This window comes from Bacteroides sp. AM23-12 (genome assembly GCF_003434395.1).
Lineage (GTDB): Bacteria > Bacteroidota > Bacteroidia > Bacteroidales > Bacteroidaceae > Bacteroides > Bacteroides thetaiotaomicron.
Genome location: NZ_QTLF01000109.1, coordinates 287 through 671, shown reverse-complemented (window position 1 = coordinate 671; position 385 = coordinate 287). Strand labels below are relative to the sequence as shown.

Here is a 385-nt window from a genome sequence, read left to right as displayed (position 1 = left end):
CGGTAGTGCAGGTAGCCCGCCACCAGCACCGTGATAGCCGTCTTGCCGCTGCCGCCTTTCTGTGTGGCGAAAGCCACGTTCAATGTCTGTCTGTCCATATCGTCATTCTGTTGGTTATTCATCCGGCTGCCCGTGCAGCCGCTTCTCTGTTCACTCAATCGGTCAGCCTTTCAGCTACTCTGCCGTTCATTCGTTCAGACATCCGGTCATACATTCAGCCCGGCATCCGGCTGTCCGCTTGTCCGGCTGTTCAGCCGTTTGACCGTTTAGCCGTTTAGTCATTTAGCCGTTTGGCTGTTTAGCCGATCATCCGGCTGGTTATCCGGTTGTCCGTCCGTTTGTCCGGCAAGACAATCAGCCGTTCGGCTGTCCGTCCGGTCGGCTA

General features: G+C 56.6%; 1 pseudogene. It reads right to left on the bottom strand.

The features are described 5' to 3' along the window. Window positions 1-122, bottom strand: a pseudogene (locus DW640_RS24250) (ParA family protein); the annotation flags it as partial. Window positions 123-385: the final 263 nt, after the last annotated feature.